The sequence below is a fragment of the Psychrobium sp. MM17-31 genome (assembly GCF_022347785.1).
In the GTDB taxonomy this organism is placed as follows: domain Bacteria; phylum Pseudomonadota; class Gammaproteobacteria; order Enterobacterales; family Psychrobiaceae; genus Psychrobium.
In genome coordinates this window covers 646,952-672,661 of sequence record NZ_JAKRGA010000003.1, presented here as the reverse complement: position 1 = coordinate 672,661, position 25,710 = coordinate 646,952, and the positions used below count along the sequence as shown (strand labels likewise).

General features: G+C 43.8%; 28 protein-coding genes. 16 read left to right on the top strand and 12 right to left on the bottom strand.

Annotated features, from left to right (window positions below; all coding sequences use genetic code 11):
* Nucleotides 1-3 precede the first annotated feature (3 nt).
* From rodA to recN, 5 genes are all read right to left on the bottom strand, one after another.
* Nucleotides 4-1,119 (bottom strand): rod shape-determining protein RodA, encoded by a 1,116-nt coding sequence (gene rodA, locus MHM98_RS11815; protein WP_239439506.1) that lies wholly within the window; start codon nt 1,117-1,119, stop codon nt 4-6.
* Nucleotides 1,119-3,026, bottom strand: coding sequence for a penicillin-binding protein 2 (mrdA, locus tag MHM98_RS11810; protein WP_239439505.1), 1,908 nt, complete (start codon nt 3,024-3,026; stop codon nt 1,119-1,121). Before mrdA ends, rodA begins: the two co-directional genes overlap by 1 nt.
* A 122-nt stretch (nt 3,027-3,148) precedes the next feature.
* Complete coding sequence (gene rlmH / locus MHM98_RS11805; protein ID WP_239439503.1) at nt 3,149-3,619, bottom strand: 23S rRNA (pseudouridine(1915)-N(3))-methyltransferase RlmH; 471 nt, start codon at nt 3,617-3,619, stop codon at nt 3,149-3,151.
* Nucleotides 3,620-3,961: a ribosome silencing factor gene (rsfS, locus tag MHM98_RS11800; RefSeq protein WP_239439501.1), complete on the bottom strand. Its 342-nt coding sequence runs from the start codon at nt 3,959-3,961 to the stop codon at nt 3,620-3,622. It abuts the gene before it with no gap.
* Nucleotides 3,962-4,104: 143 nt separating this feature from the next.
* Entirely contained in the window at nt 4,105-5,775 is a 1,671-nt protein-coding gene (gene recN, locus MHM98_RS11795; RefSeq protein ID WP_239439499.1) for a DNA repair protein RecN, read from the bottom strand.
* 204 nt (nt 5,776-5,979) lie between these two features.
* Between recN and MHM98_RS11790 the strand changes: the two genes are divergently transcribed.
* From MHM98_RS11790 to MHM98_RS11760, 7 genes are all read left to right on the top strand, one after another.
* Entirely contained in the window at nt 5,980-6,150 is a 171-nt protein-coding gene (locus MHM98_RS11790; RefSeq protein WP_239439498.1) for a hypothetical protein, read from the top strand.
* Between the two features lie 25 nt (nt 6,151-6,175).
* A complete protein-coding gene (locus MHM98_RS11785; RefSeq protein WP_239439497.1) occupies nt 6,176-6,571 on the top strand; it encodes a hypothetical protein in 396 nt (131 codons plus the stop codon).
* Between the two features lie 56 nt (nt 6,572-6,627).
* Entirely contained in the window at nt 6,628-6,975 is a 348-nt protein-coding gene (locus MHM98_RS11780; RefSeq protein ID WP_239439496.1) for a hypothetical protein, read from the top strand.
* Between the two features lie 188 nt (nt 6,976-7,163).
* On the top strand, nt 7,164-8,030 hold the full coding sequence (locus tag MHM98_RS18940; RefSeq protein ID WP_239439494.1) for a sterol desaturase family protein: 867 nt from the start codon (nt 7,164-7,166) through the stop codon (nt 8,028-8,030).
* 12 nt (nt 8,031-8,042) lie between these two features.
* Nucleotides 8,043-8,540, top strand: a complete 498-nt coding sequence (locus MHM98_RS11770; RefSeq protein WP_239439492.1) for an HD domain-containing protein — start codon at nt 8,043-8,045, stop codon at nt 8,538-8,540.
* An 89-nt stretch (nt 8,541-8,629) separates the two neighbouring features.
* Entirely contained in the window at nt 8,630-9,484 is an 855-nt protein-coding gene (locus MHM98_RS11765) for a hypothetical protein (RefSeq protein ID WP_239439491.1), read from the top strand.
* The gene (locus tag MHM98_RS11760; protein WP_239439489.1) at nt 9,477-9,872 is read left to right on the top strand and encodes an MmcQ/YjbR family DNA-binding protein; all 396 of its coding nucleotides are present in this window, start codon (nt 9,477-9,479) and stop codon (nt 9,870-9,872) included. The genes MHM98_RS11765 and MHM98_RS11760 overlap by 8 nt, the downstream gene beginning before the upstream one ends.
* On the opposite strand, the gene MHM98_RS11755 is transcribed toward MHM98_RS11760, so the two are convergent.
* Nucleotides 9,869-10,510, bottom strand: coding sequence for a hypothetical protein (locus tag MHM98_RS11755; protein ID WP_239439488.1), 642 nt, complete (start codon nt 10,508-10,510; stop codon nt 9,869-9,871). The genes MHM98_RS11760 and MHM98_RS11755 overlap by 4 nt on opposite strands.
* A 3-nt stretch (nt 10,511-10,513) precedes the next feature.
* Nucleotides 10,514-11,002, bottom strand: coding sequence for an RNA polymerase sigma factor (locus tag MHM98_RS11750; protein ID WP_239439486.1), 489 nt, complete (start codon nt 11,000-11,002; stop codon nt 10,514-10,516).
* A 187-nt stretch (nt 11,003-11,189) separates the two neighbouring features.
* Between MHM98_RS11750 and MHM98_RS11745 the strand changes: the two genes are divergently transcribed.
* The 5 genes from MHM98_RS11745 (at nt 11,190) to MHM98_RS11725 (ending at nt 16,674) form a co-directional block, all read left to right on the top strand.
* Complete coding sequence (locus tag MHM98_RS11745; protein ID WP_239439484.1) at nt 11,190-12,107, top strand: ABC transporter ATP-binding protein; 918 nt, start codon at nt 11,190-11,192, stop codon at nt 12,105-12,107.
* The gene (locus MHM98_RS11740; protein WP_239439483.1) at nt 12,104-12,868 is read left to right on the top strand and encodes an ABC transporter permease; all 765 of its coding nucleotides are present in this window, start codon (nt 12,104-12,106) and stop codon (nt 12,866-12,868) included. Before MHM98_RS11745 ends, MHM98_RS11740 begins: the two co-directional genes overlap by 4 nt.
* Before the next feature lie 275 nt (nt 12,869-13,143).
* Nucleotides 13,144-14,937, top strand: a complete 1,794-nt coding sequence (locus MHM98_RS11735; RefSeq protein ID WP_239439481.1) for a CIA30 family protein — start codon at nt 13,144-13,146, stop codon at nt 14,935-14,937.
* 27 nt (nt 14,938-14,964) lie between these two features.
* Nucleotides 14,965-16,065 carry a sensor histidine kinase gene (locus MHM98_RS11730; protein WP_239439479.1) on the top strand — a complete coding sequence of 367 codons (1,101 nt, stop codon included), beginning with the start codon at nt 14,965-14,967 and terminating at the stop codon, nt 16,063-16,065.
* 6 nt (nt 16,066-16,071) lie between these two features.
* Nucleotides 16,072-16,674: a response regulator transcription factor gene (locus MHM98_RS11725; RefSeq protein WP_239439477.1), complete on the top strand. Its 603-nt coding sequence runs from the start codon at nt 16,072-16,074 to the stop codon at nt 16,672-16,674.
* Nucleotides 16,675-16,681: 7 nt separating this feature from the next.
* Here the strand turns inward: MHM98_RS11725 and MHM98_RS11720 are convergent, their stop codons facing one another.
* Nucleotides 16,682-17,197, bottom strand: a complete 516-nt coding sequence (locus tag MHM98_RS11720; protein WP_239439475.1) for a hypothetical protein — start codon at nt 17,195-17,197, stop codon at nt 16,682-16,684.
* Between the two features lie 234 nt (nt 17,198-17,431).
* On the bottom strand, nt 17,432-18,328 hold the full coding sequence (gene nadK / locus MHM98_RS11715; protein WP_239439473.1) for an NAD(+) kinase: 897 nt from the start codon (nt 18,326-18,328) through the stop codon (nt 17,432-17,434).
* A gap of 181 nt (nt 18,329-18,509) precedes the next feature.
* Between nadK and grpE the strand changes: the two genes are divergently transcribed.
* From grpE to MHM98_RS11695, 4 genes are all read left to right on the top strand, one after another.
* Nucleotides 18,510-19,127 (top strand): nucleotide exchange factor GrpE, encoded by a 618-nt coding sequence (gene grpE, locus MHM98_RS11710; RefSeq protein WP_239439472.1) that lies wholly within the window; start codon nt 18,510-18,512, stop codon nt 19,125-19,127.
* A gap of 178 nt (nt 19,128-19,305) precedes the next feature.
* Entirely contained in the window at nt 19,306-20,238 is a 933-nt protein-coding gene (locus tag MHM98_RS11705) for a class I SAM-dependent methyltransferase (protein ID WP_239439470.1), read from the top strand.
* A 65-nt stretch (nt 20,239-20,303) separates the two neighbouring features.
* Nucleotides 20,304-20,651 (top strand): hypothetical protein, encoded by a 348-nt coding sequence (locus MHM98_RS11700; protein ID WP_239439469.1) that lies wholly within the window; start codon nt 20,304-20,306, stop codon nt 20,649-20,651.
* Nucleotides 20,652-20,757: 106 nt separating this feature from the next.
* Complete coding sequence (locus tag MHM98_RS11695) at nt 20,758-22,362, top strand: AbgT family transporter (protein WP_239439467.1); 1,605 nt, start codon at nt 20,758-20,760, stop codon at nt 22,360-22,362.
* Nucleotides 22,363-22,412: 50 nt separating this feature from the next.
* Here MHM98_RS11695 and MHM98_RS11690 read toward each other — a convergent pair whose 3' ends face one another.
* The 3 genes from MHM98_RS11690 to MHM98_RS11680 form a co-directional block, all read right to left on the bottom strand.
* Nucleotides 22,413-22,967: a TetR/AcrR family transcriptional regulator gene (locus MHM98_RS11690; RefSeq protein WP_239439465.1), complete on the bottom strand. Its 555-nt coding sequence runs from the start codon at nt 22,965-22,967 to the stop codon at nt 22,413-22,415.
* Nucleotides 22,964-23,476 carry a DUF2867 domain-containing protein gene (locus MHM98_RS11685; RefSeq protein WP_239439463.1) on the bottom strand — a complete coding sequence of 171 codons (513 nt, stop codon included), beginning with the start codon at nt 23,474-23,476 and terminating at the stop codon, nt 22,964-22,966. The genes MHM98_RS11690 and MHM98_RS11685 overlap by 4 nt, the downstream gene beginning before the upstream one ends.
* Nucleotides 23,477-23,701: 225 nt before the next feature.
* Nucleotides 23,702-25,702, bottom strand: coding sequence for a urocanate hydratase (locus tag MHM98_RS11680; RefSeq protein ID WP_239439462.1), 2,001 nt, complete (start codon nt 25,700-25,702; stop codon nt 23,702-23,704).
* Nucleotides 25,703-25,710 lie beyond the last annotated feature (8 nt).

Genomic DNA, 25,710 nt, shown 5'->3' with positions numbered 1-25,710 from the left:
AAATTATCGATTAAATTTGCGATGGGTGTGAATGGCCATAATGATGCCAAAACCACTCATCAGGGTAATCATAGAAGTGCCGCCCCAACTAACGAGTGGTAGCGGTACACCAACAACCGGCAGCAGGCCTGAAACCATACCGATGTTTACAAATAAATAAACAAAGAAGGTTAGGGTGATTGCACCAGCAAGAATCTTAGAAAATGGCTCTTGTGCGTTATTAGCAATAAATAAGCAGCGAGCGATTATAAATAGATAGACGCACAATAATCCTGCGACGCCATATAAACCGAACTCTTCACTAAACACCGAGAAAATAAAATCGGTATGACGCTCTGGTAAAAATTCTAACTGCGACTGCGTACCGTTGAGCCAACCTTTACCTTCGAGACCACCAGAGCCAATGGCAATTTTTGATTGAATGATGTGATAGCCGTTGCCTAGTGGGTCGGTTTCGGGATTAAGGAAGGTTAAGACGCGGCGTTTTTGATAGTCGTGTAAGAAAAAGGTCCACATCATAAAGCCAAACGGCACTGCGGCAACGCCAAGAGAACCAATTACGCGCCAGCTCATACCCGCTAAAAACAGTGCAAATACGCCAGAGCTAGCCACCAAAATAGAGGTGCCTAAATCCGGCTGTTTGTAGATTAAAAATACCGGTACTGCGATTAATATAGCCGCGATAAACGCGTGCTTTATGTTAACGGGTAGGGCATAGCGAGTAATGTAGTGAGCAATCATAATCGGCAATATGAGTTTCATTGCTTCAGATGGTTGAAATTTGGCGACCCCAAAATCAATCCACCGCTGTGCACCTTTGCCAACATGACCGAAGAGTAATGTGGCCACAAGAAGACCAACACCCACTAAAAATAGCGGCATAGCCCAACGTCTTAAAAAGGTTGGTGGAAATTGCGCTGCAATGACCATGGCGGTAATTGAAGCGCCCATGTTGATGGCTTGGCGTTTTACCATGGCAATACTTTCACCGCCTGCGCTGTAAATGACCACCAAAGAGATGCAAAACAGCGTTAATATTCCTGCAAGGAGCGGGAAATCAATATGAATTTTATGGCTTAGTGATTCAGGTTTAGCAAAGCCTGCTTTATTATCGTTCATTAATGACTGTGTCCTGCATCATTATTGGCCACTAACGATGGCACTATGCTTTGTTTGGCAAGGTAAACATCAAATAGTTTACGCGCAATTGGCGCTGCACTACTGCCACCACCACCGGCGTTCTCAACTACCACGGTTACCGCAATCTCTGGTTTTTCAAATGGCGCATAGCCAACATACATCGCATTGTCGCGATGGCGCTCAGCGATTTTTTCCGCATCGTATTCTTCATCTTCCGCGATACTAATCAGCTGCGCTGTACCAGTTTTTCCAGCAGAGACATAGGGGGCTCCTTTAAAGACGTTATAAGCGGTGCCACCGATATCATTAACTACTCCCCACATGCCTTTTTGCGCTATCTTCCAGTTGTAATTGTCTTTGAGTGTGATCGGAGGACGTTCGTCGGCTGGCAGTTGTAATAAGCCGTTTTCACCTTGGCTAGCGCCTAGTATTTGTGGCGTAAAGAACTTGCCACTGGCTGCAACAATAGCCGTTGAGTTGGCTAACTGAATTGGTGTCGCTGTCCAATAGCTTTGGCCAATACCTAGAGAAATAGTGTCTCCCGGATACCAAGGTTGGCTGTGACGACCGCGTTTCCATGCCCGCGATGGCATGATTGCGCTTTTCTCCTCATAAATATCTACGCCAGATTTAACACCAAAGCCGAACTTATCCATGAATGGACTTATACGATCGATGCCCAATCGATTTGCAACATCGTAATAGAAGGTATCACAGGATTTTATCATCGCTTTATATACATCTACTTTACCGTGACCCCAGGCTAAATGATCGCGAAAGCGGCGTTCAACATTGGGTAATTTATACCAACCAGGATCGCTAATTGACGTGCGTTCGGTGATGATATTTTCTTCTAATGCAACTAATGACATCAACTGTTTAATAGTTGATGCTGGCGGGTAAGTACCTTGGGTTGCGCGATTGATTAGCGGCTTATCGGCGGAGAGTAATTTACGATACTCTTTACCAGAAATGCCATGTACAAATAAATTGGGGTCGTAACTCGGGCTGCTGACTAAGGCCAATACCGCGCCGTTGTTGGGATCGATAGCAACGACAGAGCCACGGCGTCCTGCTAGCTCTTGATAAGCTTTCTTTTGCAGATTGATATCGATGTTCAGATAAAGATCTTGGCCGTGTTCTGGTGCAGTTTCATTAAGTACTCGGACTACTCGTCCACGATTGTTAACTTCGATTTCTCGATAACCAGGTTGTCCATGTAATAGTTTTTGATAAAACTTTTCAATTCCTAGGCGACCAATATCACGTGTTGCAGCATAGGTAGCTTCTTCGCCGTCGGCAATAATTCGCGCCTGATCTTTTTTATTGAGTTTTGCTACATAACCAAGGGCATGAGTCAGCATTTCACCATAGGGGTAATGACGTTTTAGACGCGCCTCAATTCGCGCTGCGGGAATTTTATGCAGTGCAACACTGAGTCTTGCGACTTGTTTTTGGGTCAGACGGTTTTTAATAGCAACACTTTTGAAACTGTTACGGCGCTGCCTTTTGGCTGATTTTAAAAAACGCTCCCGCTCTTCGTCAGTGATTTCAATGATTGTTGCTAAATCATCGATGGTCTGGGTAAGGTTTTTTGTTAGATCGGGAATGATTTCTAAACTGTGGCTCGGCTTATTTTCGGCGAGGATAACCCCATTCCTGTCGTAAATTAATCCGCGGTTAGGTGCAATGGGAATTACTTTAATGCGGTTGCCATTCGCTTGAGTTTGATATTTGTCGTATGAATTAACTTGAATGTTATAAAGATTTGATAATAAGACGAAAATCAAAACGATAACGCCAGCAAACGCAATAATAGCTCGCCGTGTGAAAAGGGCGTTTTCGAGGGCTTGATTTCTGATTGGAGTACGATTTTTTAAAAACATGAACAATCAATATGGGAAAATATCCGCACATTTGACCACAGATCGGGTAAATACTCTATAGCAAAACAAGGGGATAATATAAAAACACCTGTCTCAGACAGGTGTTTGGGCAAATAGTTCGATTATTCGCGGTGATAAGGGTGGTTGTTATTGATACTCCAAGCGCGATAAAGTGCTTCGGCAACAATTACTCGAACCATTGGGTGCGGCAGTGTCAATGCTGACAGTGACCACTTTTGCTCAGATGCAGCGATACAAGAAGGAGCTAAGCCTTCTGGGCCGCCGATGAGTAAGCTGACATTGCGACCGTCTAACTGCCATTTCTCTAGATTTTTAGCCAAGGTAGGCGTCGACCAAGGTTTACCTTCGACTTCTAGCGTAACAATGCGATTGCCTTTGGGAATAGCAGCTAAGGTGAGTTCACCTTCTTTTTCTAGAATGCGTTTGATATCCGCATTTTTTCCGCGTTTACCCGCTGGAATTTCTAGGATTTCTAAACTGCAATCTTTGGGAAAACGGCGCACATATTCCTGCACACCACTTTCAACCCAAGCTGGCATTTTGGTGCCAACAGCAACTAATTGAATTTTCATTTAGCTGTTAAGGTGCTTAGAGTCGCCGCCCCAAAGTTGCTCTAGGCGGAACAAATCGCGGTGTTCCTGATCCATAACGTGAACAATCACATCATTCATATCAAGTAGCACCCAGCCACCTTCTTTTAGACCTTCAATTCCTAAAGGTGGCATTTCAGCTTTCTTAGCTTCTACTAATAGGTTGTTTGCCACAGCGCGACAGTGACGAGCAGAAGTACCAGTACAAACAATGATGTTGTCAGCCATAGGAGAAAGTTTGGCAACGTCTAAAACTACGATGTCTTTAGCTTTCATATCTTCAAGTTGTTCAGTAATGAACTCTACTAATTGAGTGCCTTGCAAGGGAATACCTATTGTGTGTGTCAAAAATAAAGTGGCGTATTCTACCATTCAATTGTTGGAGCTAACAGCATTGGTTGCAGTTATTTGGCCAACAGAGTCACAAAGTTGGCCGTCGTTTATCAATAACCTGTTGTAATAGACGCCTATTCATTAACTCTAAGCAGTTCTTGCGCATTTGCTAGCGTATTGTCGCTAATGCTATTTCCGCCAAGCAAGCGAGCAAGCTCTTGCACGCGTTCTGATTCTGACAACGGTACCATGGTGGTTTGCGTGGTTCGTCCATCGGTGTGTTTTACGACGCGCATTTGATGGTGGCCACAGCCAGCAACCTGTGGCAAGTGAGTCACACAAGCAATTTGTGTTGATTGACCTAACTCCCTTAGCATTTCGCCAACAGTCGCCGCTGTTGGGCCACTAATACCTACGTCAACTTCATCGAAAATCAGTGTTGGCGTGGCAACCTTATTGGCGGTAATCACCGAAATGGCAAGGCTGATACGCGATAACTCACCGCCGGACACAACTTTATTGAGCGCATCTAGTGGCTGGCCAGGATTCGTTGATACCAAAAACGCAACACTGTCTAAACCATGCTTATTGATGTTGCCGCTTTCATTAAATGTTACATCGATTGCGAACTTGCCGTGCTCCATACTTAATCGTTTCATCGACTTGGTAACGAGTTTTTCTAATTTAGACGCATATTTTTGGCGGCTTTGTGAAAGTTGCTGTGCTTGCTCGTAATATTGTGCTGCTATTTGTTCAAGTTGTATTTCTAGCTCGCCAATACGCGCATCATCGTGATTGATTGCTTGTAATTCACTGTGAATGCTTTGATGCAGTGCTGGTAATTCCTGCGGTGTCACTTGATGTTTACGCGCTAACTGCATCGCTTTGCTCAAGCGTTCATCAAGTTCGGCTAAGCGCTCTGGATTTTGTTCAACACTTTCTTGATAGCTTGTGAGTTCCTGTGCGCTTTCTTGCACTTGAATCAGTGCGCCATTGAGCATTTCAATTAGCGGCTCTACGCTACTGTCTTGTTCAATAAGCTCGTCTAAGGTTGCAAGAGCACTGTTGAGCGCTGATTCTATGTTAAAGCTATCGTCTTCGGTTAGTTGATGAAGCAGTCGGTGACAGCTCATTTGAATCGACTCACTGTTTGATAGGCGCTGATGCTCCTGTTCAATTTCGTCAAATTCGCCTTCTAATAGGGCGAACGCATCTAGCTCTTCGACTTGGTATTCAAGCAATTGCACCTTAGCTTGCGCTTGTTGTTGGGCAACTTGTAACTCTTTTAATTCCGCATTGATTTGGCTGTAATTTTGATGGCTTAAGGCGACTTGAGCGTTGAGCTTTTGATGATTAGCGTATTGATCGAGTAACGATAATTGAAGTGCGCTATCAAGCAATCCTTGGTGGGCATGTTGGCCATGAATATTGAGGAGAAATACGCCAATTTCTTTCAGCTGACTAATCGGCACTGGCTTACCATTGATATAGCCTTTTGAGCGTCCTTCTTTTGAAATAACACGGCGAATAATACATTGCTCATCATTGTCTAATTCGTGGTGACGAAGAAATTTTAATGCGGGTTTATTGCCCTCAACGCTAAAGGTGGCACTAATATCGGCGCGCTTACCACCAGGACGAACCATTGCGCCTTCGCCTCTAGCACCTAAACACAGTGAAATAGCGTCGATAGCTATCGATTTACCGGCACCTGTCTCACCGGTAATAGTGGTCATTCCTTCTCCAAACTCGATATCGAGCGCGTCTACGATGGCAAAATCATTTACAGTTAATTGAGTTAGCATTGTCGTCACCTGTGTAAATTGGCTAAACCGTATATTTCTATACAGTGGTTTTGTACAGATATGTTTATTTATACAGTTGTTTTTTCGGTGATGCAATATTTTTGTTTGTTGAAGTGGTAAAACTATTGGTTACATTATTGCCATTGAATTTGGATGAAAGTGGACTTATTTTATTGACTATCAAATGAAATTCGGAACCTAACTATGAATGGAATATTAAGAGCGCTTTTGATGATTTTTCTAATCGTTATGGCGATAGTTTGTTATCAAATTGGCTTTGCGACAGGCACTTATGCCGTAGTTGCCTTAGGCGTAATTTTAGAAGTAGCCTTTTGGATTGGAATTTTTAAAAAGCCTAAGAAAGTAGCGAGTTAATTCCAATTAAAGGTCGCTAATTGTAATGGAACTAAAGCGTTCTACGTTAGAGAAACCGCAGCGTGCTAGTCATTTCTGGCTAGCTTGGTTATTGATTGCTGTGCTCGCGCTGGCAACGGTTTGGGGGCCGGAGTTAGACAGTGCTCATCCAAAACCTGATCTTAAAGGCAATCCATATGTTAGTCAGTCGATAAATGGCGACACTGCCGAAGAACAAAGTTTAGTTCTCACAACTCTCGCCATATTTGGAATACCAGTAGACATCAATTGGCGATTTAATAGCGTCAGTTTTAATGCCACTGTTGAGATTGCCATATTAACACAACGAGTATCTTTTCAGGCCATTCGTATTCTCTTACGTTGGCTGGAATTTCCAACTATTCATCAGCGTTTTAAACCAACTTTCAAATTCTCTCATTAAAGGCTTCTTTGTCTTTTTCTAAGACGTGTTGGTCTTTTAACTTAACGAGAGAAACTATGAAAAAAATTATTGTCGGCAGCTTAATAACGGCTGCACTATACCTATGCGCGCAAGATAGCTCTTTGTTATCGACTGTAGCTATATCTGATGTATTGTCTTCGCTGTCTCCGAAATCCATTGATGTTTTAAAGTTGCTAATGCCGTGGGCGATATTCATCGGATTTATTGGCTTCGCGTGGAAAATGGTCAGTTGGGCCCGCAAACGTAAAAGCGGCGCTTATGCTTTCGGTGCCTTGGTGCAAATGGTACTGCCGGATCCGTACGTTGAGCGGACCATTAAGTTGATTCAAGAAGAAAAGCAACATAAGAAACAAAGGGAGACTGATGATGCTCCTAAGGATTAGGTGAGCATAAGTAAGTCAATCAAAGCAGCGCCAAGTACTGAACGCATGGTGGCTGCTTTGAATTTGTTTTTTGATTAAAGAAGTTTAGCGCGCCGGATTAATTGTTGTAATTTGGGAAGTTGTTTGAAATATTAACAGGCTAAAGCATGTCTTATTCCTTATCAAAAAATACCAGCGGATTGTGAATAGTGCAGTGGTTTAATCTTTTAATTGAAACCAGTATTGGAACGGCGGACTGGGTGTGGCGCAATGTCACCTTTGATGTGCCGTGGACGCAAAATTATTTTTGGGCACTCACCATTATTTCTCTGTTGGTATGGACTGCTGAAATACTGTTTCCGTGGCGTAAACAGCAACAAACAATGCGCCACGGATTCTGGCTAGATGCATGGTATATGTATTTCAACTTCTTTGTCTTTAGTATCGCGATTAGTGGTTTTTACGCGCTGATGGCACAAGGTTTTTCGTCAGTGGGCGTGACAGCTAACAGCCTCGCAATATTGGATATGAGTCAATGGTCATGGTGGTTACAGCTGTTGGTCTTTTTTATCTTGTTGGATTTTTTACAGTGGTTTACTCATAAAATGCTGCATCGTGTTCCTGTGCTTTGGCGTTTTCATCAGGTGCACCATTCAATAAAAGAAATGGGGTTTGCAGGGCATTTACGCTACCACCCAATGGAAAATATTTTCTACAAGCCGCTAAAGACCTTAGGTGTTATGTTACTTGGTGGTTTTGAACCACAACATGCTTATGCTGTGCATTTCTTAACGATAGTGATTGGTCACCTCAATCATGCCAATATTAAACTCGATTACGGCGTTTTACGTTATGCTATAAACAACCCGGTGATGCACCTTTATCACCACAGCTATCAGTTGCCTAAGTCACATCCGCACGGGGTAAACTTTGGCATCAGCTTAAGCGTTTGGGATTACTTGTTTAACAGCGCTTATGTGCCAGAAACGAGTGGCAATTTAAAACTAGGATATAGTGACGATCACAAGATGCCTGTGGGATTCTGGGGACAACTCAAGCACGGTTTTTATAAATAATAAGGAGATCTAATGAGCGTAGAACAAGCCCGTTATTTTGCACTGCAGGCCCATGATGGACAGATGTATGGCACGCGCCCATATAGTGTGCACTTAGATGCCGTAGCTGATATTGCCAAACCTTATGGCGATGTGGTGCAAGTTATTGCCTACTTACACGATGTGGTAGAAGACACGTCTGTGGTGATTGAGCAGGTTGCCGCGCTTTTTGGCGAGCATATCGCTGCTTGTGTCGGAATAGTGACCGATGAGGCTGGCGCAACAAGAGCACAGCGCAAAGTAAAAACACATCAGAAAATGGCTGACGTTGAATCTGACTTATATGATGCATTGATTGTTAAAGCCGCAGATAGGTTAGCCAATATGCGTGCTAGCGAAGCAGGCAAAAGGGAAGATTTGTTAGCGATGTATGTGCAGGAATATACTGAGTTTAAACAGGCGGTGTATCGCGAAAATTTATGTGATGACATCTGGTTGGCGCTCGATGATATTTATCAGCGTAATCAATAAGTCATTAATTTTTTGAACCTTACAACATCTCCCTAGTCTATTCGCTGTTACTAATTCTGTTTTCACGACATAGCGCAAAGGGATTGAAGTTGTTTAGCCGTATTTCCAACCTAAGGTTTTCTAAGGCCATAGTTCTATCTTTGGTTATTCACGGCGTTTTGCTTGTTGTGATTGCCGCTCAGATAAGTGTTGGCGCAACTAAAAAACATCAAAAATTTGCCAAAGAAATTAAACAACAGCAAGCCATTACTGCTAAGTTAGTTATTACTCCACCTGCACCTATCGTGGTAAAACCACCAGAGCCGCCAAAAGAAAAAATTGAGCAAAAGATAGAGAAAAAGCTCGTTTTACCAAAGATTAGCGCTGATCCAACTCCGCTGCAGAAAGTAGTTAAGCAGCAAGAGCCTAAACCGAAACAAAAGCAAAAGGTCGTTACTGAGAATAAGCCTGCGGTTAAACAGAAAATTAAAGAAAAGCCTAAAGAGAAAATTGAAGAAAAAGCGCCACTTGCAGAGCCAGTAAGAGACCCTGAGCCGTTGACCAATCGCGCTGCCTTGGTGGTAGAGGAGCCTGCGGCAAAATCATCGACTTCATCACTGAGCGTATTAGAGCGCAGCCGTGCTTTTATTCGTCAGCAAACTTCCGCCGCACCGCAATATGAGATCGAAGGTCAAAATGCTGGGATGTCAGAGATGAACAATTCTTTTCCCGTCCACGATTATCAATTTATCGAAGAAAAAACCATTGATGAAAAAAGTGAAATCAAGATAACCTGTGATACAGCGCTTAAGAAGGCATCGGTTATCGTTTCAGCTGGCTTGTTAGGCGGCACATTGAAATGTAAACCTGGGCATGATTTAAGCAAGTTTATTAAAGCCAAAGAAAAGCCGAAGTTTCAGTATAAATTGCCCGAAAAAGACGAGGATAAAAAAAACAATGACTGAATTCGATACCGCTCATCAATACCTACTGGATAAGCCTGAAACTAGCCATGGTTTTCCTTTTGGGGAGGGCGTCTACGTTTATAAAGTTAAAGATAAGATGTTTGCAACCCTTGCGATTGGTAAGGCGGGCAAAGGCGATGGCGATAAGCGCGATTGGTGGTTAAACCTAAAATGTGATCCCGACGAAGCCGTTATGCTGCGGGACATTTTTGAGAGCGTGATTCCGGGTTATCACATGAACAAAAAATTATGGAACACCGTTATTCTAGATGGCTCAATCCCACGAGGTGAAATTGAGCGCATGATCGATAATTCTTATATGTTGGTGGTTAATAAGATGACTAAGAAAGATCAAAAGTCTATCTTGATCCACTTTGAGCAAAGCTAGCTGCGCAACGTTTTCATATCTTCGATTAACTCGTCGAGCTTTTTAAACTGACGACCGTAGACGCTGTTTAAATCAAATTTGTAGAGCGCCTCTGCGAAATAGGCGATTACTGCAGTCATTAGTGCTGTCGCAATGATCAAGTAATACGGCTGACCGAAAATTAAGATATCGGTTGGCATTTTTTCCATTAACACGCTAATCACTTTGCCGCCTGCTTTACTCACCATGCCTTGCGTCGCCATGCCAATGAAAAATAGCGGATAGAAAAACTTGTAGTAAAAGGCATAAGACTTAATCGAGCCCTTGAGCCAGTTGTCGAAGTTGGTTAGATATTCAAAACTGCTCTGTCCTTTGGAAATACGGTGAGACTTTGCGAGCTCTTTTCTTGCCATAAGTACCAAGGGAGTTAATAACAGACAAATATAGAGGCCAAGTAAGGGGGCGCCGATCAGGCTAAATACCACAAGCATAATAAGTGCACCGATAATTATCGCTTTGATATTGATAGCGAACATGCGCTGTAGCTTATCGACCAGGTTTTCAGATTTTCTGTTGTATAAGTCGTTAACTTTAGGGGCTGTTAATTGGCTTTCGTTAACAAAACCCTGTTTCCACATTTCTTCGATTGATTTGGTCATCACTTACTCCTCACTTGCAATAAATTTAGATAATTTAGATTTGATCCGGCTAATACGTACGCCGATGTTGTTGACGTTACTGCCGATAATGTCGCTAATTTCTTGATATGACTTCTCTTCGAGATAAAGCAGTATCACTGCGCGATCGGTTTCTGATAAATGCTTAATGGCGTTGTAGAGCACATTAATATCGTCATTGGCAAAGGCCTTGCTGTCATCGACAGCTTCTTCCGGCAGGGCGTCAGACACTATGGTGTTGTCGCCGTTTTTGCGCTTTTTCAAATAGGTCAAACAGACATTTAACGAAATGCGGTAGATCCACGTAGACCATTCGCTTTGGCCGTTAAAGTTGTCTTTACTACGCCAAATTTGCAGACACACTTCTTGGTAATAATCTTCAAAATCTTCTTGCGTGTTGGTATACGCGCGGCAGATTTTGATGATGATGCCGGCAAAAGGCAGTATCGACAGTTGATAAAAATCGCTGGTCATGAATGTCCTATCAATGAATTTCTCAAAAAAGATACCTAGTTAGTGGCAAGCGAATTGGGTTTATTACAACGAGGTGCAAAAAAATTTTTATACACATGACATTTGTCATATCGAGTCATGACAAATTGCTCTAATTAATCAAATTGCAAGTGGGCATGATAACCCTATCAACTGATAGGAGAAAACAATGTCCTCAATAATCGATATCAAAGCGCTGAGCTTTCAATACGTCAAAAGTGATGTGAAGCAGCGTGTCCTCAATGAACTATCCCTCACTATAAACCGCGGACAGGTGGTGTGTTTGCTCGGCGCTAATGGCGCGGGAAAAAGTACGTTAATCAATCTGATGCTAGGGCGTCTCAAAGCGCAGTGTGGAGATATTGAAATCTTTGGTCAGCTCCACAGCAGCAAAGAAGTGCGTCAGCGTTTAGGTGTTATGTTGCAAGACTCGGCAGCGCCCGAGCGCGCTAAAGTCAGTGAGCTACTTGAGCTTTTTCGCAGTTACTACGATCAGCCATTACCGCTAACGCAGCTTTATAGCGATTTACAGCTCGATGGCATTAAAGATAAATATTTCGGCGCGCTATCAGGCGGTCAAAAACAGCTGGTGCTGCTGGCTATTGCCTTGTGTGGCGATCCAGACCTGTTGTTTTTAGACGAACCAAGCGTTGGCATGGACGTTACAACGCGCCGTGTTTTATGGCAGGTGATCGAGCGTTATAAATCGCTTGGTAAAACAATCTTGTTAACTACTCATTATTTAGAAGAAGCAGACGCGTTAAGCGATCGCATCGTCGTACTCAAAGGCGGTCGTATTATTGCTGATGATACACCGCAGGGCTTAAAAGTGGCGTTTTCTCACAAGCTAATAAAAGCGAAAACATCGATTGCCATGGCGAGCGTTCGCGCGCTGGCTGGTGTGGTTAATGTCGCACAATACGGAAACTACCTTGAAGTGACCACAACAAATGCAGCTGAGACGCTTGCCAAATGGCAGGTGCTCGATGCCGATATCGATGATCTCACCATCAGCAACTGCGATTTAGAGCAAGCATTTATTCAACTAACCCAAGATATGGACTCACAACAGGAGAGTGCGGCATGAATACCTTAATTGAAACGCATAATAGGTCATCATTTGTTCATGAGCTGACATTAGATATTAAAATGGCACTGCGCGAGCCTAGTTTTATTTGGCCGACATTGGCATTTCCTCTGATGTTCTATGTATTTTTCGGCATAGTATTTAGCGACCACGGTGGTCAAAACTCCTCAACATATTTGATGGTGTCTTATGGCGTATTTGGCATTATGGCGCCTGCGCTATTCGGGTTTGGCGCCAGTGTTGCTTCCGAGCGCGACAAAGGTTGGCTCGCAATCAAGCAAATTTCACCAGTATCGGCATGGCAATACATGGCGGCGAAGTTGGTTAATGCCATTGTATTTTCGTTGGTGATTGTCATTGGCTTATTTACCCTTGGCGCTGTATTCGGCGACGTTGTGTTAGCGCGCTCACAGTGGTTAGCCATTGCGGGGTTAATGCTGATTGGTAGCTTGCCATTTTGCGCCATTGGCTTAGCTATCGGTTTTTGGGTCAAAGGCAAAGCGGCAACGGCTGTGCTTAATTTGATTTTTTTGCCGAGCGCCTTTCTATCAGGTCTTGCAATTCCTGTAATTATTTTTCCAACGTGGTTGCAAAAAATGGCAATGGCATTACCGCCATATCATTTATCACAACTGGGGTTATCGCTGGTGGATATGAGCTTAGGGCAATCTATTTGGCTGCATATTGGGTGTTTAATCATCACACTCATTGTCGCAAGTTTTATTGCGGTAAAAGGCTATCACCACTGTCAAACAAAATAGGGCCTGCTGAACTTTCGAGGATGAATTTTGTGCAATTGACAAGGCTTTTTCGCAAGGCATGAGGAGCGACGCCTAGTTTACCTAGGCGAGCGACGAAAAACGTAGTGAAAATGTCTTGTCATTGCATCCGAAGGACAGCGTTTGTTCGTGATTTCTACGGCGTTATCGCCTACTAGCTTAGCCCACTAAGCGTCGTAGGCTCTGCCTTGTATAAACCCCGAACAATTCGCTGCAAAAACCTTCACCAAAGTTCAACAGGCCCTAAGGAAAAAACAATGAAAAATACACTAATTTTTACCGTTATTATTGGCTTGTTGGCGGCGTTTTTTAGCCTATTACCAACGCCTGCGCCTTCAGCTGCTATAGCAAATAAAGAGCAAGTAACTGTGATCACAGGCGCTGAAGTTTTTGATGGACATGAGTGGCGCGGAAAGGTTGATGTCGCCTTTAAATCAGGGATGATTATCGACGTGGGTGAGCAACTGACAGAGAAATATAACGATGCTCAGAAGATAGACGCCACTGGTCAATATTTAATACCGGGCTTAATTGATGCGCACACTCACGCGTGGGATAACGCACTCAAAGATGCCGTAAAATATGGGGTGACGACGGAGCTTGATATGTTTACCAACACCGCGTTTGCATCCACGCAGCGCGCGATGCGTAATAACGCCAGTGACGATGTGCAACAAGCGGATCTATTTTCCGCGGGAACCTTGATTACCGCCCCAGAAGGACATGGCACAGAATATGGTTTTCATATCGATACGATAGAAAATGCTGGGCAAGCGCAAGACTTTGTTAAGGCGCGTATCGATGAGGGAGCTGATTATATAAAAATCGTCTACAGCGCCCATGGCCGTCATATGCCTTCGATTGATAAAGCGACGCTCAAGGCGTTAATAGATGCGGCGCACCGTGAAAACAAACTAGCTGTGGTTCATATTAGTGATTATCAATCGGCGCGTGATGTTATTGATGCTGGCGCTGACGGTTTAGTCCACGGATTTATGGACAATCGAAACGTTGACGAGCTGGCTGGTGATATGGCTAAAAATCAGCAATTTGTCATTCCGACGTTATCAATTCTAGCCTCGATGGTTGGCGTCAATAAAACCAACGAGCTAGTGGATAGCTTTAAAAACGTTACTCATCTCAATGCCGAACAATGGCGCTCTCAACTCGCTAGCTTACGCCGCGCTAAAGCACGGCCGCAACTCTTTGCTAATGCACAACGTCATATCGGTACTATGCATCGTGCTGGCGTGATGATCTTAGCGGGTAGTGATGCGCCAAATCCAGGCACAGTACATGGCATTAGTCTACACAGCGAACTTGCGCTGTTAGTTGAAAGTGGGCTGAGCACCGATGATGCGCTAAAAGCCGCGACGTCCAATGTCGCTAAAGCGTTTAAGTTAACGGATCGCGGAATCATAGCGGTGAACAAGAGAGCGGATTTTTTGCTGCTTAATGGCGATCCACGCCAGTTGATTACCAACACCCGTAAAATCGTGAAGGTGTATAAAAACGGATTTCCCATCGACTATCAAACAAATGACTCTGCAAATAAAAAGCTTTCATCAATGATGTTTAGCACCTTTGATAATGATTTAACTTCAGCGTTAAAAACGCAGTGGTATCCAACGACTGACGAGCAGTTCGGTGGTAATTCAACCGTTAAAATCGAAGCGGCTAATGAAGGAGAAAACGGTTATCTACATATTAAAGGTGACGTTAGACGCAAATTTAATTTTCCTTGGGCGGGGGCATTTATCTCTTTTAGTAAAAACAACAAATCGCCGGTGGATTTACGCAATTTGTCTGGCGTTAAATTGTCGAGCAAAGGGACGGTTGGGCAATACAAATTAATGTTGATGTCGACCAAACAAGCGATGCGTCCTGTCGAAATCCCCTTTAATGTTTCCGATAGTTGGCAAGACCAAACGGTGTCTTTTAAAACGATTAAGCCAGACTTACTGAGCAGTGTAACTGGCATGGTGATTGTGGCGTCAACACCGATCAATGCTTTTGAATTAATGATCGACAACGTTGAGTTTGTTGAATAACTAAACCAGACATAATAGAGTTAGCGCATGAATTTATTAAAGAAAATACACTCAAAGCTAGTGCCAAGTCACATGGGACTCATTCCTTATTTGTCACTGGCGTATTTAGCGATATTCTTCGTTAATCTCTATTTTGATCCCGTCTCTGGCATTGATGTCCTTGTAGTGGCTGTTGGATTGCTTGCATTCCTAGCCTGTTATTTCAGCTCGCTGTGGGTGCACGGGCCGCAGCTTATCGCCTGCATCGCCAGCATCTTTATCATTGGTGTGGTGATGGCACAGTTTAATTTCGGTGCCAGCGTGTTTTTTGTTTACGCAGCAGCGGCGTGTTCTCAGTTTAAGACCTATCGCGTGGCCTTGGGGGCACTGACGTTCATCATATGTAGCATCGGTTTATTTGCCGCGCTCACCCAGCAATCCACCTATTTTTGGATACCTGCAGTGTTGTTCTCGTTCATCATTGGTTTGATGACAGTGCATCAAGCGGAAGTGGAACGTAAAAATAAGGCCTTAAAACTGTCGCAACAGCAAATTGAAGCCTTGGCTAAAACAGCAGAACGGGAACGCATTGGCCGTGACTTACACGACATTCTTGGTCATAGCCTATCGGTGATTACTTTAAAATCTGAATTAGCGAGCAAAATGATCGACAAAGGCATTGAGCTTGAGAAGATCCGTGATGAAATTAAGGCGGTAGAGCAGTTATCACGCGAGACGTTAGCGCAAGTTAGAGGAGCCGTTGTTGGCTACAACCAAGCCACTATTCGCGATGAATTATTGCAAGCACAAGTTGCAACCAAGGCCGCTGATATCGAATTGATTAGTGATATCGAGGCGCTGGAATTAACTGCCGATACAGAGTCTCAACTGGCGTTAATTACCCGCGAAGCGATTACTAACATCGTGCGTCATGCAGAAACAGAAAAAGCATGGGTGACACTACGCGAGAAAGACAATGTTATTGAACTGGCTATTACCGATCAGGGTGAGATGAATGACTACCAAGCAAATAGCGGTATCAACAGCATGCGCCAGCGCATCGCAAAACTCGGTGGTGAAATGCACATTCAAAATGCGCCCACTAAACTGAGCTTTTTACTACCAGTTGCACCCGAAATTGGAAATTAGAGATTAATGATAAAAATACTTATTGCCGAAGATCAATCGATGGTACTTGGCGCACTTTCGGCATTACTTGAAATGGAAGACGATTTAACTGTTGTTGCCAGTGCTGAAAATGGCGTGCAGGCGCTGGAATTAGCACAGCAACATGAGGTGGATGTCGTGCTAACAGATATTGAAATGCCACAGATGACGGGCATTGAATTGGCGCAAGAATTACATCGAACCAAGCACAATGCGAAGGTTATGATCCTTACCACCTTTACGCGAAGTGGTTACTTACGTCGTGCGATGGACGCAGGTGTAAAAGGGTATTTACTCAAAGATGCACCATCAGATTCACTCGCCCAAGCTGTGCGTCAAATTCACGCAGGTAAAGTGATTGTCGCGCCAGAGCTGATTACCTCGGCGTGGGGCGAAGTCGATCCGTTAACTGATAAAGAGCGCAAAGTATTGCGACTGGCGCTTGATGGCAAAACGACCGAGCAAATCAGTAAAGAGATTTTTCTCTCGCAAGGTACTGTGCGCAATTATCTGTCGGAAGCTTCATCCAAACTTGGCGCTGCGAACCGCATTGAAGCGGCGCGCATCGCTAAACAAAAAGGCTGGTTATAAATACCGTTTATTGACGGTGTCTTAATATTGAAACCACAATTTTGTCCCACAGCGGCGTGTTGTAGCTCCTAGCCATATCACGCTTGATGTCGTCTAACCAATTAGTGGCTTCAAGCGGTAAATTAAACGCCGCCATATAATCGCGCGTGACTACCATAAACTGAGTTTTGTAGGGGAGCAGCCATTTATTCTCGCTATCTTGTGCCATTACTTGCTGTGCTTCGTGATAGCTTGCAAACCATTCGTTGGTTAATCCGTGACAGCCTCTTGGGTAAAATAGCGTGCCCATATCCAATTGTTCGGTGGATGATTGACCGGAAAACACATTAACTTGCTGCTGCCAGCTAGTAAAGCCTAGTTCTCGTGCACTAGATAACAGGACGTGCTTGAGTTGCAGTTCGTCACTGCCGCCTAACGCCAGCTTGTGCTTTTTTTGAAATAGCGCAAAATCTTGCTCGTCGGTTTTTAAGTGTTTAAGACGCTTCTTGGCTTGGATTTTTAATTCGTTAACGGCTAATTCCATGACAATTCCCCTGATGTTTGGTGGGAAAGTCTGGATAAAAATTGGTGAGATTGATAAATCATCTTCAATATCCTCTAAGTCGTTGTGGCATTCCGCGGGGCCTACTTAGCTCATACTGAACTGATTCATAGATTGTTGCTTTAGATAAGCTTTTGGTAGAAGAGTGAATTCATCTTTGGCGGAACAGGCGTCTCTCAAGCCTGCCGCCAATGATAGGCGCGAATTAAAAATTGGTCAAGGTTTGCGCTTAGTAACTTTTTGTTCGCTCCAATTAAGTTTGCTGCGCAGTACCTCGTAATAGCTGTAATCTTTTGGATGAATAAGGCGTAAATGATATTGGCACTTACTAATTTTCACCTCATCACCCGGTAAAATCTCGACACTGACTTGACCGTCACAACTCACTTGAATGTTGTCTGATAGATAACTTGGGATCCGCAGGCTGATGTTGCTATTGCCGTCGATAACGATCGGGCGTGAACTCAGGGTATGCGGAAACATCGGCACCAGCGATATTGCATCCATGTTTGGAGTTAAGATCGGGCCGCCACCAGAGAGGGAATAGGCGGTTGAGCCTGTTGGGGTTGAAGTGATCAGGCCATCGCTGCGCTGATGATAGACAAATAAATCGTCGATATAGAGCTCAAACTCAATCATGTTGGCCACTTTGGCGGCGTGCAACACCACCTCATTCATGGCGCTGTTACAGCTTTTTAACTGGCCGTGACGCAGCACTTTCATTTCTAATAAGAAGCGCTTTTCGGTGATGTAATTGCCGTTGAGAATTTCGGTCAGTGGCGTGTCGGTATTATCGGGATCGATATCGGTTAAAAAGCCTAAGTTACCGCGATTAACGCCAACCACTGAAATGTCATAGCGTGCTAAAACACGTGCTGCACCAAGCATATTGCCGTCACCGCCAACCACAATCGCTAAGTCACATTGCTCGCCAATGCCGGTGATTGACGCAAGCTTAGCGGGAGTAATAGCAATATCTTTCGCCGAGTTTTCTTCGACGAAAACGCGATAGCCTTGAGAGGAAAGAAATTCGATAAGGTGGGTGATGGTCTCACAAGTTTCTCTGTGATGACTCTTGCCAATTAAGCCAATGCTCTTAAAGACCGCTTTCATAATGATTTCAAACTGTTGAACATAAGATCAAGTATACGCATGTAGCTTTTGAAAGCTACTTTTTAATGAGGTGGATGATGGCTTTAAAAAATCTCACAAAAATTGTGGTTTCACCCTTGAATCGAAGTCGATGATCCCCATAATAATGAGCAATGAATAGGAACTATTGTTTGGAAGAATGATGAGCGAACAAGATTTAAACGCACAAAACATTGAAAACGAAGAGAGTGTTGAGCAAGTTGAAGCCGAAGAGGTTGAAGCAGAAGAGGTTGAAGCTGCTGAAGGTACGGTTGAGACGGGTGAAGACCGCATCGCCGAGCTAGAAAAAGAATTAAAAGCGACTAAAGAATTAGTAGCTTCACAGCAAGACAGCGTATTACGCGGTAAAGCTGAAGTTGAAAACATGCGTCGCCGTGTTTCTCAAGACGTTGAAAAAGCTCATAAATTTGCACTAAACAAATTCGCTAACGAATTGTTACCAGTAGTAGATAACCTAGAGCGCGCGTTAGCTGCAGCTGATAAAGAGAGTGAGCACACTAAAGCCATGGTTGAAGGTGTTGAAATGACCCTAAACAGCATGCTTTCAGCGCTAGAAAAATCAGGTGTTACGCCAATCAACCCTAAAGGCGAAACATTCAATCCTGAATTGCACCAAGCAATGACGATGATTGAAGTACCGGGCGCAGAGCCAAACAGCGTTATCGACGTTATGCAAAAAGGTTTCGAGCTAAACGGTCGTTTATTACGTCCGGCGATGGTTGTAGTTGCTAAAGGCAACGGTGTAGACACCAACGCTTAATCAGCGAAAAGTTATAAAGTTGAGTTATTTGGCTCAATAAATTGGAAAGCCGTTTCACCGTGTGGAGCGGCTTTTTTAGTTTTTAAGTGGATTAACTCAATAAAATTGTAATTTTCGATTCAAAGATCCTCAAACAAGCTCTATAGTAGCGTCAAAATTTAAAGCCAACAGTTATCCCATGACAAATATTCAATCTCCTTTGCAGCAAGAGCTAAGCGCCAATTTATTGCAACGTCCTAATCAAGTATCGCGTGTATTTCACGGCCGTGGACGTTTTTTCCCGTCACTTGAAGCCATTAATGTTGAGTGGTATCCACCTGTGTTATTTGTGCAGTGCTACGAAGCGGCTATTACCGATGACGTTAAAGCGGATTTAAAAGCGGTATTTGATGAGCATGAGTTTATTGAAACTGTGTTGGTGCAATCGCGCCCGTGGCCTGATGTTGATAACGAAGTGTTATTTACGCGCAGCGAAACAGAAGTTGAGCTGCCATTAAACTTTGAGGCGCAACTATCTGAAGGCCTTAAGTGTTTAGTTAACCTTGGTAAAAACCGCAACACGGGTGTTTTTCCTGATATGCGTACCGGTTGGGCGTGGCTTGAAGAAAATGCTAAAGACAAGCGCGTGTTAAATCTATTTTGTTACACGGGGATTTTCTCGTTGTTCGCCCTAAAAGGTGGCGCTAGCAAGGTCGTGAATATTGATATGAGTGGCAGTGCTATTAAAACTGCACAGCGCAACCATTCATTTAATAATTTAGCGGACGATAAGGCGTCGATTTGGAAGAAAGATATTTTAAAATCTAACGGCCAAATCTCGAAGCAAGCGAAATTCGATATTATCGTGATGGATCCACCGCCGTTCCAAAAAGGCTCGTTTAGAGGTTGGCCGGATTATGAGAAATTACTACGTCGCAGTGTGAACTATTTAAACGAGGGCGGAGTGATTCTAGCTGCGCTTAACAATCAGCAAGTAACTTTCGGTGAATTCGAACAAGATGTTCGCCAAACTATTGAGTCGGTGAAATCTATCACTCAGGTACAAGTGGGTGATGAAATCAAAGAGCTTGAGCCTGAAAAGGGCTTGAAGCTCGCATTGATAGAGTTGTAAAGAACTTATATATGTGAAGCTAATGAAAATAGCTTGAAGATGTACCCTGAGGAACACTGAAATTAATGAAAAATGTAGGTGTATTAGTCCGAGAAGACGGTGAAGAGTTTTTTTATTCATCGTCTTTTGACGATGAGTCTTATTATTACGAAGTCTCTCTTGAGATTGATGAGAAAGATTGTAATTTGTTTATCTCTCGGTGGGGATGCCATATAGAGTTTAGCGATGGTAATTGGCTAGATTTCAACATTTCACCTGACCAATATTTTCCAAATAGAAAGCAATTAAGCAGTGAAAATCTTTTGGCCTATTTATCCATTCTTTCCGAAAGATATGAAGAAGGAATTGAAATATCAAGCGCCACGGTTAACCAACATTATATCAACTACAAAAATAAAATAGACCAATCTTAAGGCCCTTTACGGGACTAATTAACTCAGTGGAATATGAGGTTGTGAATGGAGACCACGACTAAAGTGTGATATGTTGCGCACAATTTTTTCACCATCGGGTTTGTCTATGTCATCGCAAAGTAACATTGCACCTAATCAACAAAACAACGACCAACAAAATAATGGTCTGTTTAATCGATTTCTAGCCACGGTAGAGTTTCTTGGAAACATGCTGCCGCATCCAATTACCTTATTCGCCATTTTCTGTATGGCAATTATCGTTATCAGTGGTATCGCCGATTGGGCGGGACTGAGCGTTATCGACCCGCGTCCTGAGGGAGCAAAAGGTCGTGCACCTGATGGTGTCATTGAAGTGGTTAGCTTGATGAGCGCCGAAGGTTTGCAAAAAATTGTGACTGGCCTTGTTACTAACTTCACGGGCTTTGCCCCATTAGGCACTGTATTAGTGGCTATTTTAGGTGTGAGTGTTGCAGAACATTCAGGGTTATTATCAGCGGCTATGCGCGGCATGGTAATGGGCGCGCCAAAGCGCCTAGTGACTTTTATGGTGGTGTTTGCAGCCATTCTATCTAACACCGCATCTGAGCTAGGTTATGTGGTATTAATTCCATTAGCAGCAATGATATTCCATAGCTTAGGCCGTCATCCTTTAGCTGGTCTTGCTGCGGCATTTGCGGGTGTATCAGGTGGTTACAGTGCTAACTTATTACTCGGTACAATCGACCCACTACTGGCTGGTATCACGACGCCTGCAGCGCAAATGATTGACCCAACCTATGAAGTTGGCCCAGAAGCCAACTACTACTTCATGGCTATTTCGGTACTACTAATCGCCGTAGTTGGTACTTGGGTAACCGAGAAAATTGTTGAGCCGCGTTTGGGTAAATACAACGACGATGATGCTAGTGAAGATTTATCAAACAACAGCATCGAACGCTTAACTGCTACTGAAAAAACAGGCTTAAAAGCCGCTGGTTTAGCCTTCTTATTAACCTGTATCGTATTGGCATTTACTATCGTGCCAGAAGACGGCATTTTACGTCATCCTGAAACGGGCGCTGTTTCAGGTTCACCATTCCTTAAAGGAATCGTTGCCTTTATCTTTGTTACTTTTGCTATTCCAGGTTTCGTCTATGGCCGCGTGGTTGGCACCATGAAAAATGACCGCGATGTGATTGATGCCATGTCCAAGAGTATTAGCTCGATGGGCATGTACATCGTATTAGTATTCTTCGCAGCGCAATTTGTTGCCTTCTTTAAATGGACTAACCTTGGCACCATCTTGGCGGTTAAAGGCGCGGCGTTATTAACAGCGTTAAACCTAACGGGCCCAGAAGTATTCGTATTATTTATCTTCATGTGTGCGCTCGTAAATCTAAGTTTAGGTTCGTCGTCGGCACAGTGGGCGATTACTGCGCCAATCTTCGTGCCTATGTTGATGCTGATTGGTTACGCACCTGAAACTATTCAAGCGGCATATCGTATCGGTGATTCGGTTACCAACTTGATAACCCCAATGATGAGTTACTTCGGTTTAATCTTAGCCGTTGCTACTAAATACAAGAAAGATATGGGGATAGGTACGCTAGTCGCCACCATGCTGCCATATTCGATGTTCTTCTTCGTCGGCTGGGTTGCCTTGTTCTACCTATGGGTATTTGTATTTGGCTTACCAGTTGGCCCTGATTCACCGATTTATTACAAGCCTTAGAATCATTAACTTTATAGATAGCCCGATTAAAGAAATTTAATCGGGCTTTTTTAATCGTCTATGTTCGGCAGCAATGCTTTAGATGCTATTGCTGACACACGTAACACTTCCTCGATCGTCGGCGCTGGATACACTTGTTGCATGCCTAAAAAGTTGGCGTAGGCCATTAATGCCACGTCATCAGCTGTGTTTTGCTCCATGCCTAACTCTACGTAACAGGCGGCGAGATAATCGCGTCGTTGTTGATCGATTTTGGCTAAATGTGGGGCTATTACAGGCTCTTTAAGTGCCCATGCTCGAATGTGCTTTTCCGCTTCGATGTTATTGCTGGCAATAACACTGTCGAGTTTTTGCAGTCGCTCTAAGGGAGAGTCTTGTGTGTTCGCCTGCTCGATAAAGGCGAGCGTCATTGTTTGATACCAATGAGCCATTAAACTTTCGATAAATACCGCGCGGTTTTTAAAGTGATGATAAAAAGAGCCTTTGGTTACTCCTTTAATTTCGCAGAGTGGGGCAATTTTAAGTTTCTCTGGGCCGTGCTTTACTAGGATGTCTAACGCAAAATTAAGCCAATCTTCTCGGCTGGTTTTAGTGGTTTTGTTCATATTCTGTTGGCCTTAATGGCATTGTTGATAACGATGCGTGCGATAAAATAGTGAAAGGGTAGAATAGCGTTGACGTAGATGCGGCCAATTGTGGTTTTCTGGTTAACCAGACTCGACACTATCACATCTTTGCCTTGTTTTTTAACGCTTAGGTAAAAGGTCATGTGTTTATCGTCGGCGTGACTAATTATCTCGTCATCGGTTTTTTCTATAATAGTTAGAAATCCTGCTTTATCACCGACATTAAGCTCATCGCTTACCGGCTGCATATTGTTTACTCCAACTTCAAAGCCGAACCATTTAACGACTTTATTGCGCAGTGACATTAAGCCTTGGACCCAATTTGGCAGATAATTAAAAATCGCGTATTGCAGTTGGCTTGGTGAGAGCTGGTGTTTAGAGACTGAAGTTTGCAACGCATCTCTAAAATAGGGCGCTTGATGTTTGGCCGCTAATGCATCGTCTGTAGGAGGCTTTAACGTCTTTATCGCAGAAAATAATTTGAACATCTTCAATCCTTGTCGTTGAGAAAAACCAAATGGGTTAACCTGTTTAAATTAACATACCATACCGAATGGTATGTATTATTGATCGATTTTTGTTCATAGACAAGTGGAAATACAACAAAGTGCTAAATCAGGGGATAAATGCTGTAAGTGGATTGCAGAAAATAAAAAAGCTACCTCAGATGTGAGGTAGCTTTTCGCGTTGCACTGATATTCTGAAAATGTAAATTACAGCGACAGATTATTCAAAATATCTTCTTCTACCGTATTTGGCAGCGTTACGCGTAGTTTTGGCGTGCGCTCCATTTCACGTTTAATCGCAAAATTCGCTTCTTCGTTACGTGCCCAGCTGCGACGGGCAATACCGTTGTTTACATCAAATAGTAGCATCGACTTTAAGCGGCGCTCGGCATCGCTTGAGCCATCGAGTAACATACCGAAACCGCCGTTGGTTACTTCACCCCAACCGACACCGCCACCGTTGTGGATTGATACCCAAGTTGCGCCGCGAAAGCTATCGCCGATTACGTTGTGAATAGCCATATCTGCAGTAAAGCGGCTGCCATCATAGATGTTCGATGTTTCGCGGAACGGCGAATCGGTGCCACTTACATCGTGGTGATCACGGCCTAATACTACCGGGCCAATTTCGCCGCTGTTGATAGCGTCGTTAAAGGCTTTAGCGATTTCCATACGACCTTGGGCATCGGCGTAAAGAATACGCGCTTGCGAGCCAACAACTAGTTTGTTTTGCTTCGCATCGTTGATCCAAGTGATGTTATCTTGCATCTGCTGCTGAATTTCTTCAGGCGACTCTGCCATGATTTTATTCAGAATTCGTGCCGCAATAGCATCTGTCTTGTCTAAATCATCTGGATTGCCCGACGTACACACCCAGCGGAAAGGACCGAAGCCGTAGTCGAAACACATAGGGCCTAGGATATCTTGTACGTAAGATGGATATTTGAAATCGATACCGTTTTCTGCCATCACATCGCCACCGGCGCGTGATGCTTCGAGTAAGAAGGCGTTGCCGTAATCGAAGAAATAAGTGCCGCGCGCTGTGTGTTTTTTCACGGCATCGGCGTGACGTTTCAGTGTCGCCTGTACCTTTTCTTTAAAGACTTCTGGCTCTTCGCGAATCAAGCGGTTTGATTCTTCGTAGCTAATATCTACAGGGTAGTAACCGCCTGACCATGGATTGTGAAGTGATGTTTGATCTGACCCTAGGTGAACGAAAATATCTTGCTCGAAGAAGGTTTCCCACACATCAACCACGTTACCGATAAAGGCGATAGATACCACTTCATCATTGGCTTGTGCTGTGCGAACGCGAGCAACTAGCTCATCCATGTTGTCGATTAGCTCGTCAACCCAACCTTGCTGGTGGCGCTTAGTTGCAGCCTTCGGGTTAACCTCGGCACATACGGTAATACAGTTAGCGATGTTACCCGCTTTTGGTTGTGCGCCACTCATGCCGCCAAGGCCAGCCGTTAGGAAAATTTTACCTTGTGGGTTCTCGCCTTTGTTTAATACCTTACGGAATGCGTTCATTACCGTGATAGTAGTGCCATGTACAATGCCTTGTGGGCCAATGTACATAAACGAACCAGCAGTCATCTGGCCGTATTGAGTAACACCAAGGGCGTTGAATTTTTCCCAATCATCTGGCTGTGAATAGTTAGGGATCATCATACCGTTAGTCACGACAACGCGCGGTGCGTCTTCTGATGATGGGAATAATCCCATTGGGTGACCCGAGTATAGATGTAACGTTTGATCGCTTTCCATTTCACTCAAGTATTTCATGGCAAGTAGATATTGCGCCCAGTTTTGGAACACTGCGCCGTTACCGCCGTATGTGATTAACTCTTCTGGATGCTGAGCAACTGCTGGATCTAAGTTGTTGTCGATCATCAGCATGATTGCCGCCGCTTGCTGACATTTAGCAGGGTAGTCGCTAATTGGGCGCGCTTTCATGAAGTAGCTTGGCTTAAAGCGATACATGTAAATACGGCCAAAGTCTTTTAGCTCTTGAGCAAACTCAACCGCCAGCTCTTGATGCCATTCTTTTGGGAAGTAGCGTAGGGCGTTGCGCACGGCTAGTTGTTTTTCTTCACTCGTTAGAATGTCTTTGCGCTTTGGCGCGCGGTTCGCGTCTAAAGGATATGGCTTAGCCGCTGGCAATTCGCTTGGAATACCTTGTTTGATTTCTTGTTCAAATGTCATTGTTATTA